The sequence below is a fragment of the Fodinicurvata sp. EGI_FJ10296 genome (assembly GCF_040712075.1).
GTDB lineage: Bacteria > Pseudomonadota > Alphaproteobacteria > DSM-16000 > Inquilinaceae > JBFCVL01.
Genome location: NZ_JBFCVL010000001.1, coordinates 56502 through 69126, shown reverse-complemented (window position 1 = coordinate 69126; position 12625 = coordinate 56502). Strand labels below are relative to the sequence as shown.

10 protein-coding genes are annotated in these 12625 nt (G+C 63.6%); 8 read left to right on the top strand and 2 right to left on the bottom strand.

Annotated features, from left to right (window positions below; all coding sequences use genetic code 11):
- Positions 1-9 precede the first annotated feature (9 nt).
- On the bottom strand, positions 10-2685 hold the full coding sequence (locus tag ABZ728_RS00275; protein ID WP_366653532.1) for a methyl-accepting chemotaxis protein: 2676 nt from the start codon (positions 2683-2685) through the stop codon (positions 10-12).
- A gap of 415 nt (positions 2686-3100) precedes the next feature.
- On the opposite strand from ABZ728_RS00275, the gene ABZ728_RS00270 reads away from it, so the two are divergent.
- From ABZ728_RS00270 to ABZ728_RS00235, 8 genes are all read left to right on the top strand, one after another.
- Entirely contained in the window at positions 3101-3718 is a 618-nt protein-coding gene (locus tag ABZ728_RS00270; RefSeq protein WP_366653531.1) for a methyl-accepting chemotaxis protein, read from the top strand.
- Between the two features lie 144 nt (positions 3719-3862).
- A complete protein-coding gene (locus ABZ728_RS00265) occupies positions 3863-5194 on the top strand; it encodes an acetylornithine deacetylase/succinyl-diaminopimelate desuccinylase family protein (protein ID WP_366653530.1) in 1332 nt (443 codons plus the stop codon).
- A 60-nt stretch (positions 5195-5254) separates the two neighbouring features.
- Positions 5255-6253, top strand: a complete 999-nt coding sequence (locus tag ABZ728_RS00260; protein WP_366653529.1) for a P1 family peptidase — start codon at positions 5255-5257, stop codon at positions 6251-6253.
- Between the two features lie 31 nt (positions 6254-6284).
- Positions 6285-7799, top strand: coding sequence for an ABC transporter substrate-binding protein (locus ABZ728_RS00255; RefSeq protein WP_366653528.1), 1515 nt, complete (start codon positions 6285-6287; stop codon positions 7797-7799).
- 75 nt (positions 7800-7874) lie between these two features.
- The gene (locus ABZ728_RS00250; protein ID WP_366653527.1) at positions 7875-8825 is read left to right on the top strand and encodes an ABC transporter permease; all 951 of its coding nucleotides are present in this window, start codon (positions 7875-7877) and stop codon (positions 8823-8825) included.
- The gene (locus ABZ728_RS00245) at positions 8822-9673 is read left to right on the top strand and encodes an ABC transporter permease (protein ID WP_366653525.1); all 852 of its coding nucleotides are present in this window, start codon (positions 8822-8824) and stop codon (positions 9671-9673) included. The genes ABZ728_RS00250 and ABZ728_RS00245 overlap by 4 nt, the downstream gene beginning before the upstream one ends.
- Entirely contained in the window at positions 9673-10695 is a 1023-nt protein-coding gene (locus ABZ728_RS00240) for an ABC transporter ATP-binding protein (protein WP_366653522.1), read from the top strand. Before ABZ728_RS00245 ends, ABZ728_RS00240 begins: the two co-directional genes overlap by 1 nt.
- Entirely contained in the window at positions 10692-11726 is a 1035-nt protein-coding gene (locus ABZ728_RS00235) for an oligopeptide/dipeptide ABC transporter ATP-binding protein (RefSeq protein WP_366653520.1), read from the top strand. Before ABZ728_RS00240 ends, ABZ728_RS00235 begins: the two co-directional genes overlap by 4 nt.
- Before the next feature lie 281 nt (positions 11727-12007).
- On the opposite strand, the gene ABZ728_RS00230 is transcribed toward ABZ728_RS00235, so the two are convergent.
- Positions 12008-12394 (bottom strand): hypothetical protein, encoded by a 387-nt coding sequence (locus ABZ728_RS00230; RefSeq protein WP_366653519.1) that lies wholly within the window; start codon positions 12392-12394, stop codon positions 12008-12010.
- Positions 12395-12625 lie beyond the last annotated feature (231 nt).

The window sequence follows — 12625 nt, the reverse complement described above, 5'->3', positions numbered from 1 at the left end:
GTGTCGGGGTCAGCCCTGACGTATGTCGTCGAGGAACGACCCCATCTGGGTGCGCAGGGAATCCGCCTGCTGGGCGAGCTGCTCGGCGGCGCTGAGGACTTCACCGGCGGCCTGGCCGGTATCGTTCGCTGCGGCGGTCGCCTGTCCGACATTGCCGGTGACCTCGCCGGTGGCGGTAGAGGCGTCCTGAGCGCTTCGGGCGATTTCGCTGGTGGCCGCGCTTTGCTCCTCGACCGAGGCGGCGACGCCGGTGGCGATATCGTTGATGGTGCGAATCGTTTCGGTGATGCCGCCGATGGCGGTGACGGCATCGCCCGTCGATGCCTGGATCGCCGCGATCTGCTGGCCGATCTCGCCAGTCGCCTTGGCGGTCTGGTTGGCAAGGTTCTTGACCTCGGCGGCGACGACGGCAAAGCCCTTGCCGGCCTCGCCGGCGCGGGCGGCTTCGATCGTCGCATTGAGTGCCAGAAGGTTGGTCTGCTCGGCGATGTCGTTGATCAGGTCGACCACCTGACCGATGCGGTTCGCGGCTTCGGCGAGACTCTTGATGGTCTCGTTGGTGCTTTCGGCATCGGTGACCGCGCGTCCGGCAATATCGGTCGATCGGGCAACCTGCTGTCCGATTTCGTGGATAGCGCTGGACAGTTCCTCTGCCGCGCTGGCGACCGTCTGGACATTGCTGGCCGCTGTTTCCGCAGCGGTGGCGGCGTCGCCGGAGACCGACGCCGTCCGGTCGGCGGTGTCGCGCATGCCGGATGCCGTGGCTTGCATTTCCGTCGCGGCGGCAGAGACACCGTCGACGATGGCGCCGACATTGGACTGGAACTGGTCGGCCAGGGACAGACGGGCATGCCGGCGATCGTCGCTCGCCTTCTGACGCTCGTCCTCCGCCCGTTTGTTGGCTTCTTCGACCTCGATCGCCGTCTGGCGAAAGACTTCCAGAGACTGCGCCATGCCGGTGATCTCGTCACGGCCGCGTTTGTCGATCTCGATTTCGAGATTGCCGGCGGCGAGTTCCTTCATCGAATCCGCCAGACCCGTCATGCGCCGCACGATCGATCGGCCGACATAGAGCCAGGCGATCAGGACCGAAACCAAGATTCCGGTGGCGGCGATCGCGATCAGCAGTATCCGGCTCTGATTGATCAGATCCCCGGCGGCGGCGGTCGATGCATCGGTTCTGGCTCTGACGGCCTGCGTCAATTCGGCGACGGCTTCGACCATGCCGTTCACCATCGCCTGGTTTTGCTGACTTTCGTTCGCCAGAGCTTCGGTGAGTTCGAGCCGTTCAGTGCGATCGTCAAAAATGCTGTTGGCCCCGGTGCCCAGTTGTATGATCGCCATCACCGTCTCGTTGAGGTCATCGACGTCCATTCGGCCGCCGAGATTGGACAGCGTCGTGGCCAGGGTGCTGGCTGCCGATGCGAACTGATCATTCAGTTCACCGATGCGATCGAGGGTCCCGGAAATCGCCGCTTCGTTCAATACCCCGACGATCAGGTTGGTGTTCGCCACGACCGCCTGCAGTTCGTCGACGTTGCGGGTCTGTACGTTCGTAAGCTCGTCGACGACTTCCTCGGTATTGTTCATCAGCAACGTACCGGCAGCTTCCGTCTGTTGACGGGCTTGCAGCGTCAGCCGGTCGATCGTCTCCAGAAGGCTGCCCGACGTATTGCGCATTTCTTCTTCGACTTCGACCGTCTGCCGGATCAGGCTCGCGGAATAATCGCCACCCAGATATTGCTGGCGAAACTCGAAGAGATTGGTTTCCGAACCTGCTGTTCCGAAAGACAGCAGCCGATCAAGATTGCGATTGAAGAAAAACTGATCGGTGCCGGCGTCGAGTTCCTCTCGAATTTCCGCGACCCGGGCTGCTATCACGTCAAACTCTTCCTGGAGGATGTTGACGTCCTCGACGGTCAGGGCGTTCACCGAGCGCTGCAGAAGACTCACGATCTGAATCAGATCGCCACGCAGCGCCATGCTGTTGACGAGTTGTCCGGATGTCGTCTCCGTCACGTTGTTCACGGCTGACCTTACATCATCCCGGAGATCCAGCCCGAAGCGTACGATGTTCATGCGCGCGGCCTGTACGCGCGGGCGGCCGAGATTCAGAGCGGATTGATGCAGCTCGCGCAGTCGGACGAGGCGCTCGTTGAGCGAGGCGTCCAGAGCGATCGCCCGGTTGACCAGATCCGTCTGGGCGTCGGACTGCTCCAGCATCGACTCGACGTCGCCACGCATGATCCGGATCGATTCGTCGGCGCCGAAGGTCCTCTCAAGCCGATCCAGTTCGCTATGCATGGCGGTGGCATCGTTCTGGAGGTTGTTGGCGAAACGGGTGACGGCGTCAGTCGATTCGGCCTCGGAAAGACTGGTCATGTCGTCGGCGAATTGATTGGTGGCCGTCGCCAGATCCTGTGCTGCGGATATCGCCGGCAGGTTTTCCTCGGTGATGTCGGTGAAGGCGTCCTCCGCGCCCTGGAACGACAACAGCGCAACACCGCTCGCCAGCACGGTCATCATGGCGACGACACCGAAGGCGATCATCAACTTGCCCCGGATCCCCAACTTGCCGCGGCTTTCACCGCCATGGCCGGCGGCTGTGTCGTCATTGTGGTGCGACTCGGGTTGGTCGTTGGACGACCCGCTTTTACTATTGGATTCGGTGGTCTCGGTCGCCATGCCTGTTGATCTCCTATGGCGATGGGCGGCATTTTCGAAGCCGCATGCTTGGGAAAATACGAACTGCAATCCCAACCTGACCGCGAATAGTAAAAACATTATAAAGCGAACGAAGAATCAACTTATAATAGAGTTTAGTCTATTTGTGCTCGTTATTGGCAACGTGTCGCGGTGGCCGATCTGGTGTCGAGAGCAATCCGAAAACTAGTAGATCAAATGATAAATACACGTTATTATTGTTGGAGTGCTAATGCGTCCCTGTTTCCGCGCTCCGCGGCCGCACTCGATCGCGCAGGTCGGGGGCATGGGGCCGGGTTCACGGGCAGTGCAGGATGCGGAAGGCCAACCGATGATATAAATCGTCGAGGATCGCGACGCGGACAGGCTTGCGGCGCTGATCAGCATTGCGGGTCGTATGAACGGCTTTCTCTACCGGTGCCGCAATGATGCCGACTATACAATGCTGGTCATGGAAGGTGACGTCCCGCGCCTTACCGGCCGTCAGGCGACGGATTTCACCGAAGGGGCGCGGCAGTCGTATGCCGGCGTGATCCACCACGAGGATGCCGGAAGCGTCGATGCCGCGATCGACGCCGCCGTGAAAGAGCGTCGCGGCTGGGAGGTCCAGTACCGTATTGCACTGCCGGACGGCGGCAGCCGTTGGGTACGTGAGATCGGCGGCGGTGTTTTCGACGACGACGGACGGTTGGCCTGTCTGGAAGGTCTGGTCGTCGATATCGCCCTGCGCAAGCGGGACGAAGAGAAGAACGCCCTGATGTTCCAGGAAGTGGCGCGCACCAGCCAGGACATCGTTGCCGATACCACCGTTATTCTGAGCGTCCTGAAAACCCTGAAGCTGCTGGCGCTGAATGCGCGCATCGAAGCCGCCCGCGCCGGTGAATTCGGCGCCGGCTTCACGGTGGTTGCGACCGAAATCAAGACGCTGGCGGAACAGACGGGGGAAGCCGCCGAGCGGATCACGACGCTGATGGCCGACCTGCAGATGCTGCTCTCGAACCGCGAAGGAGAATGAGCCAGGGTTGTTGGCGTGTTGAGGGTTCCCCATCCTTGCGAAATCCGTTCAAGGCAGACTATCGTGCGTCGGTACATCTATGATTCTGGATCGGCTTTGGCCGATTCGGCATCCCAAGCCGAGATCAAACGGATGACCGATCGCATGACGTCACGGACGACGCCTTCATCAGAGCCGGCTGCGGAGCCGACAGCTGACGACCCCCGCCTGACCGCCGTCTTCGACCGGATCGATGCCTGCCGCGATGAATTGGTCGCCCTGACGCAGGATCTGATCCGCATACCGACGGTCAATCCGCCGGGCGACGCCTATACGCCATGCGCGGAATTCATCGGCGAAAGGCTGCGCGGCGCCGGGTTTTCCGTGGAATATCTGCGCGCTGAAGGCGCCATCGGCGATAGCGACCGGTATCCGCGCACCAATGTCGTTACCCGGATCGAAGGCGCCGGACCCGGCGACTGCGTTCATTTCAACAGCCATATCGATGTCGTGCGGGCCGGCAGCGGCTGGACCTATGACCCCTTTGGCGGGACGGTCGACAATGGCCGGGTCTATGGCCGGGGCGCTTGCGACATGAAGGGCGGTCTGGCGGCGTCAATGATGGCGGTGGAGGCAATCCTTCGATCGGGCGTCGGCTTCAACGGGGCGATCGAAATATCCGGCACGGTCGACGAGGAGTCCGGCGGCTATGGCGGCGTCGCCTGGCTGGCGGAGAAGGGTTACTTTTCCAAGCCGCGCGTCGATCACGTCATCATGCCCGAGCCGCTCAACCCCGATCGCGTCTGCCTTGGGCACCGCGGCGTCTGGTGGGCGGAAATCGAAACCACCGGGCGCATCGCGCATGGTTGCATGCCGTTTCTGGGCGTCTCGGCGATCCGCAACATGGCGCTGTTCCTTGAACAGATGGAGCGCGAGATCTATCCCCGCCTGGACAGCCGGGAAACGGTCATGCCCGTGGTGCCGGAGGGCGCGCGCAAGTCGACGCTGAACTACAACTCGATTCATGGCGGCGAAGAGGAGGGGCATGACGGGCTGCCCAGTCCCTGCGTTGCCGATAGCTGCCGGCTGGTCCTGGACCGGCGTTTCCTGATCGAGGAGAATCTGGACGAGGTGCGGGCCGAAGTCGCTGCCGTGCTGGATCGGCTGCAGGCGGAGACTCCCGGCTTCGCGTACCGGATGCGTGAGATGTTCTCGGTATTGCCGACCATGACCGACCCGCAATCGCCACTCGTCCAGGCACTCGATCTGGAAATCCGCCGGATTCTGGGTAAGGATGCCAGCCACGTCGCTTCGCCGGGAACCTATGATCAAAAGCATGTCACCCGTATCGGTCATCTTCACAACTGCGTCGCCTATGGACCCGGAATTCTCGACCTGGCCCACCAGCCCGACGAATGGGTCGGCATCGATGATCTGGTCGCGTCGGCCAAGATCATGGCGGCAACGACACTGCGCCTTACCGGCAGCCTTGACTGAACATCCGTGCATGACGAACCGGGGCGCCGGCTTGAGCCGCCTTGCCGGGAGCGCAGGCTTGTGACCCGCAATCTGCTGACCGACGTTCCCGGTATCGCCGTTGGCAACGCCACCGATCCCCGCCTCATGAGCGGCGTGACCGTGGTGCTGCCCGATCGCGCCGTCGCGGCGTCCGTCGACGTCCGCGGTGGCGGGCCGGCAACGGCCGAGACCGATCTTCTCGCGCCGTCGGCGACGGTCCCGCAGGTCGACGCTATTGTCTTGTCGGGCGGTTCGGCCTTTGGTCTCGACGCGCGCGGCGGCGTGGTGAGCGCCCTGGCTTCGATGGGACGTGGCTTCGCCGTCGGGTCGGCCAGGGTGCCGATCGTGCCGGCGGCCTCGCTGTTCGATCTCGTCAATGGCGGCGACAAGAACTGGGGCGACATGCCACCCTATTTCGATCTTGGACGGCAGGCGGTCGCTGCGGCGGGACCGTCGTTTGAGCTCGGCAATGCCGGTGCCGGAACCGGCGGCAAGGCCGGAGCGCTGAAGGGCGGATTGGGCAGCGCCTCGTGGACGCTACCCGACGGCGTCGTGGTCGGCGCATTGGTCGCGGTCAACGCCATGGGCAGTGCGGTTCTGCCGGGTACCGGGGGGCGGTTTCGCGCATGGATGCTTGAGCGTGGCGCCGAATTCGGCGGGCTGACGCCGCCGACGTCGCCGCTGGCCGATCTGGATGATACGGAAGGGGCCAGCGATGTGCCCGCCGGTTCGAATACGACATTGGCCGTCGTGGCGACCAGCGCGGGCCTCTCCAAAGCCGACTGCCACCGTATGGCCGTGATGGCGCAGGATGGGCTGGCCGTTGCCCTGCGGCCGGTTCACTCGCCCCTCGACGGTGACAGCGTTTTCGCAGTGGCGACAGCACAGCATCCGGCGCCCGATATGAATGGACTCACGCGAATCGGCCGCGCCGCCGCAGACTGCGTTGCCCGCGCCGTTGCCCGCGCCGTCTGGCACGGTGAAAGCCTCGGGGTTTATCCTTCCTGGCGCGCTCAATACGGCCTGTCACAATACTGATTACAGTCGCAAGCAACTCGGAGGCAAATCAATGAAACGAACTCTGCTCCTGACGGCCGGCAGCCTCGCCCTGGCGCTCGGGTCCGCAACGGCGGCCGGCACGGCCCAGGCCCAGGACCAGGCTCAGGACCGCAACGATCTGGTCGTCGGCATGGCCATCGAGCCGCCGAATCTCGACCCGACCACCGCAGCGCCGGTTGCGATCCGCGAGGTGACCTGGGCCAATCTGTACGAAGGTCTGGTGAAGCTCGATCGCAATGGCGAAATCCAGCCCCTGCTGGCGGAAAGCTGGACCGTTTCCGACGATAACCTGACCTACAGTTTCGACTTGCGTGAAGGGGTCAGCTTCCACGACGGCGCGTCCTTTACCAGCGCCGATGTCGCGTTCTCGTTCGAGCGGGCGATGGCGCCGGAGTCGACGAACGCCCAGAAGCAGATCTTCGAACCGATCGAGAGCATCGAGACACCGAGCGACCACGAAGTCGTCATTACGCTGTCGGAACCATCCGGCAACTTCCTCTATTACCTGACCTGGGGTGACGCCGTGATCGTGTCGCCGGAGACCGCCGACACCAACCAGACCGACCCCGTGGGTACCGGTCCGTTCATGTTCGAGGAATGGGTGCGCGGCGACAGCGTGACGCTGACGCGCAATCCCGATTACTGGAATCCCGAGCTGCCGTATCTCGATGCCGTCACCTTCCGGTTCATCGACAACGCGCCGGCGCAGGCCTCGGCGTTGAGGGCGGGCGACATTGACGCATTCCCCAATATGGGCGCGCCCGAACTGTTCGCCGAGTTCGAGCAGGACGATGCATTCGACGCCGTTGCCGGCAACACCGAGGGCGAGATCGTCGCCGGTATCAACAATCAGGCGCCGCCCTTCGACGATGTCCGGGTGCGTCAGGCGCTGATGCACGCCATCGACCGCCAGATGCTGATCGATGGCGCCTATAGCGGTTACGGCCAGCCGATCGGGTCGCATTTCTCGCCCAACCATCCGGCCTATGTCGATACAACCGATGTTCTGCCCTACGACCCGGAACGGGCGCAGGAACTGCTGGCCGAGGCCGGGCATGCCGACGGGCTGTCCTTGACCATCAAGGCGCCGCAGATGTCGTATGCCAGCCGCAGTGCGGAACTGATGCAGGCGCTGCTGGGGCAGATCGGCGTCCAGGTGACGATCGAGCCTAGCGAGTTCCCGGCGCAATGGATCGAGGAAGTCTTTTCCAACAAGGACTATGAGATGACCATCGTGGCGCATACCGAGCCGCTGGACATCGAAATCTTTGCCCGCCCGAACTACTATTTCCAGTACGACAATCCGGACTTCGCCGCCCTGATCGACGAGGCCTCGGTGACGGCCGACGAGGAGGCCCGTTTCGATCTGTATGCCGAGGCGCAGCGGACGCTGGCAGAAGATGTCCCGGCCCTGTTCCTGTTCCAGTTGCCGAAGCTGGGCGTCTGGGATGCCGATCTGCGTGGTATGTGGGAAGACACACCCATTCCGTCGAACGACGTGACCGAGGTCCGCTGGGCCGAGTGATGCGCGAGGGACGGCGCGGTTCGGCCGCGCCGTCCCTGGTTGGCAGGCCCCGATTAATACAGTTGAGGATGATTCTTGGCACGATTTGTCTTGCGGCGGCTGATCACCCTGGCGGTAACGCTGCTGATCGCGTCGCTGGCGATCTTCATTCTGCTGGAGATCGTCCCCGGCGATCCGGCGGCCGCCCAACTGGGGACCCAGGCGACTGCGGAAACGCTGGCGGCCTTGCGTGCCGAGATGGGTCTCGACCGGCCGGCGCCGATCCGCTATCTGGCCTGGCTGGGCGGGGCGCTGACCGGCGATTTCGGGCTTTCGCTGACATATGATGTTCCGGTATCGCAGCTCGTCGCGGCGCGGGGTGTGGTCAGTCTGCCGCTGGCGGTGATGGCGATCGTCCTGTCGACCGCCATCGCGATTCCGCTGGGTGTGATTGCGGCGGCCCATCACAATCGGGCGGCGGATCGCGGTGTCATGATCTTCAGCCAGGTCGGTGTGGCGATCCCGAATTTCTGGGTTGGTATTCTGCTGATCCTTGTGTTCTCGGTCCAACTGGGGTGGTTCTCTGCCGGCGGGTTCCCCGGCTGGGGCAATGGCATCGGTCCGGCATTCATGGCGCTGCTTTTGCCGGCGGTCGCTCTGGCGCTGCCCCAGGCAGCGATCCTGGCCCGGGTGACGCGGTCGTCGGTGCTGGACATGATGGACGAGGATTTCGTGCGCACCGCCCGCGCCAAGGGCCTGACCCGCCGCACGACGCTGCGCCGTCACGTCCTGCGCAATGCCCTCATTCCCGTGGTCACGATCATGGGCATGCAATTCTCGTTTCTGGTCGCGGGGGCGATCCTGGTTGAAAACGTGTTCACACTACCCGGTCTCGGCCGCCTGCTGTTTCAGGCTCTGGCCCAGCGCGACCTGATCGTCATCAAGGACGTGGTGCTGTTGTTCGCGGCGCTGGTCATCGTGGTCAACTTCGTCGTCGATCTGCTTTACGGCGTGCTCGACCCCCGTCTCCGGGGGGCTCGGTCATGATGGCGGTTCGATCCAGGGGAGCCGGTGGCGCGCTCTGGCGCAACCCGACGCTGGCGATCGGCGGTGGTGCGACGCTGGTTCTGGTCGCGGCGGCGATCGTGTCGCGGTTCTGGACGCCAGCCGATCCGACCGCCATCAACATTCCCGGCCGGCTCGGTGCACCTCTCGAAGCTGGCTTGTTCGGCGCCGATCATTTCGGTCGCGACGTCGCATCGATGCTGATGGCCGGGGCATGGAACTCGCTGTCGATCGCCGTGATTGCCGTCGCTCTTGGGCTTTCGGCCGGCGTGGCACTGGGCACGGCGGCGGCGGCGTTGCGCGGCTGGGTCGACGAGGCGGTCATGCGTATTGCCGATGTGACGCTGGCATTTCCGGCCGTGCTGTCGGCGATCATTCTCGGCGCCCTCATCGGCCCCGGCGTGCTGACCGCCGTCATCGCCATCGGTGTCTTTAATATCCCTGTGTTCGCCCGTGTGGCGCGGGGCTCAGCCCTCCAGATTCTGTCACGGGATTATGTGCTGGCTGCCCGGGCGGCGGGCAAGGGCCCCGTGCTCATTACTTTGCATCACGTTTTGCCGAACATTGCCGGACTGCTGGTCGTGCAGGGGACGATCCAGCTGGCGCTGGCGATTCTGGCCGAAGCGGGGCTCAGCTTCATCGGCATCGGGCTGCCGCCGCCAGCGCCGTCGTGGGGACGGATGCTGAGCGAGGCGCAGACCTATCTGGCGCAGGCGCCGCATCTGGCGATCTTCCCCGGGCTGGCGATCGCTGTGACCGTCCTTTCCCTGAACATGCTGGGCGATGGGCTGCGCGATGCCATCGATCCGAAACTGAGACGGCGGCGCTGATGCTATCGGTAGAAAATCTCGGGGTTCACGTTCGCACGGCGGACGGGCGTCTGGCACTGGTCGAGGACATTACATTTTCGTTGGCGGCGGGGCGCACGCTCGGCATCGTCGGCGAGTCCGGGTCGGGCAAATCGATGTTATCGCTGGCGATCATCGGGCTTTTGCCGGGCGGTGTGGAGACGACGGGCCGCGTCATGCTGGACGGCGAGGAATTGACGGCCCTGTCGGAAGCCCAGATGTGCCATCGCCGCGGCAAGAGCATCGGCATGATCTTTCAGGAGCCGATGACGGCCCTGAATCCGGTCATGACCGTGGGCGATCAGATCGCGGAAGGGTTGGTCTGGCACGAGGGGATCACCCGCCGGGCGGCCCGGGCGGTGGCGCTGGACCTGTTGAACAAGGTCGGTCTGCCCGAAGCCTCGCGGCGGCTGGACGATTATCCCCACGAACTGTCGGGCGGCCAGCGCCAGCGTGTCGGCATTGCGATCGCGCTGGCGTGCCGGCCGAAACTGCTGATCGCCGACGAGCCGACGACCGCGCTTGATGTAACGGTGCAGGCCCAGATCCTCGATCTGCTGCATGATCTCGTTAGCGAAATGAATATGGGCCTGATCCTGGTCAGCCACGATCTCGGCGTCATCGCCGAGACGTCGGACGAGACGATGGTCATGTATGCCGGCAGTGCGGTCGAGCGCGGCGCCACGCCGCCGATCTTCGCCAGCCCGGCCCACCCCTATACGCGCGGACTGTTCAAGGCGATGCCGGGCCGTCAGGGACCGCGAGCCGGCCGCATGGCGACGATACCGGGCAGTGTGCCCGACCCTTCCGACCGGCCACCCGGGTGTCGGTTCGCACCCCGATGCCCGTTCGCGATACCGGCCTGTTCGGCCGAATTCCCCGGCTGGTATTCCATTGATGGGGGGCTGGTTGAAGAGGGTTGGCACGCCCGGTGTATCCGACTTGACGACGTTCGGCGCGAGGATGCGCATATCCCGGAAATGAGCCTGGGGGATTGGGCATGAGCGACCGATTTGACCGCCCGCACGATGCGGCGTCGCCGCTTTTGTCGGTGGACGATCTGGCGCGCCACCATCCGATTCCGGGTACGGGACTGATGGGGCAAAAATCCGTGTTCAAGGCCGTCGACGGCGTCAGCTTCGACGTGAATTCGAGCGAAGTTTATGGCGTCGTTGGTGAAAGCGGGTGCGGGAAATCGACACTGGCCCGTATGATCATGGCGCTGGAACCGGCGCAACGCGGCACCGTCCGGTTTCGGGGCGAGGATCTGTTCGCGTTGTCGGGGCGCCGGCTCAAGGCGATCCGGCGCGGTTTTCAAATGGTTTTCCAGGACCCGTATGGATCGCTTGATCCGCGCCAGACGGTCGCGCGGATCGTCGCGGAGCCTCTGCGCCTGGAAACGGGAAGACTATCGTCGGCCGACCGGCGCCAGCGCGTCGACGAGGCGCTGGCGGCGGTGGGGCTGGCGCCGCGCGACGGCGACAAGTATCCGCATGAATTCTCAGGCGGACAACGCCAGCGCATCGCCATCGCGCGGGCGCTGATTACCCGTCCGGCCCTGATCGTCGCCGACGAACCCGTTTCGGCGCTGGACGTGTCGGTTCAGGCCCAGGTGCTCAATCTGCTGCTCGACCTTCGCGACCAGTACCAATTGGCCTATGTCCTGATCAGCCATAATCTGGCGGTGGTGGAGCAGGTCTGCGACCGGCTGGCGGTCATGTATCTCGGCCATTTTGTCGAGACGGGCGCAACGGCGGACATCTTTGCGGCCCCGGCCCATCCCTATACCCGCATGCTGCTGGCGGCGATGCCCGGTCTCGATCCGTCCCGCCGACGCGAGCGGCGCCAAATCGCCGACCCGGCGCCGCCGCCGCCCGATGGGTGCCCATTTGCACCGCGCTGTGCGTTCGCGACCGGCCGATGCCTGAACGAGCCGCCGCCGCTGCGCGACGTGGCGGCCGGGCACAAAGCCGCGTGCCACCACGCCGAGAGGGTCATGGCCGACGCACAGCCGGATCAGGCGGCGCTACGATAGGCGTGGGGGTAGACCCTACGGTATTCACAGATCTCTCGTGCATCCTCACCCCCATCCTGATCGTCCCCGCCCTTTTCGTCCCGGGACACCGATCGGGGACCCCCGGCCGAAGGCACCCGGTTCGCGTGTCACGATCGAGAGTTGACGCACGAGGTCCCGGGTCGGCAGCGCGTCACTTCGTGGCCGCGCAGCGCCCGGGACGATCAGGGTGTGGAAATCATCATTCCCGCTATCGAACTCGATGTGTGAATCGAGCGGGGTGTAGACCAGGGTGACGGTATTCAGGTGAAATTGCGGACGGCGCCGCGGCGGCCGGCCGCGAGGTAGCGATGACAGGAGCGCACGATCGAGTCGATGGTTTCGCCCGCCTGCAGGGCAGTGTGAACGTGAAACAGTGTGGGCCGGTAAAAAATGATACAGGCCGGCAGGTATTCGCCGTCGATCCACAGCAGATCATTGTCGGGGAAGTTGATCGTGATCAACGTATAATAGCTCAATATCTTGTCTTCGGACAGCTTCAGGCTATCAACCAGTTCGCCGTATTCGGGGTCCTGCTTGGCAAGCCTGATCAGGTCCTGGACGAAATAATTACTATCGATTCGGGAAAGCGACCCCGCGATCTCGCGCAGTTTCCGGCGACGGTTGCGGCTTTCCCTGTAGCCGGTCATGCCTGCCGCCATCATAAAATGCCCATCAATCTCGTTCCGGTCCGTACAGCGTTCGGTGGTCTGGCGATTTTACCTTAAATTGAGGAAAAGAGCCTAGGCAAAAATTGCCCATGTCCTTGCACCTTCGCGGAAATATGGTTTCCAACTATTGTCCGCTCTGGTGGTAAAGCTGAGATCAATACAATTTTGGGTCGTCAAACCTTTGACAAAATTCGAAGTCAATATGGAATG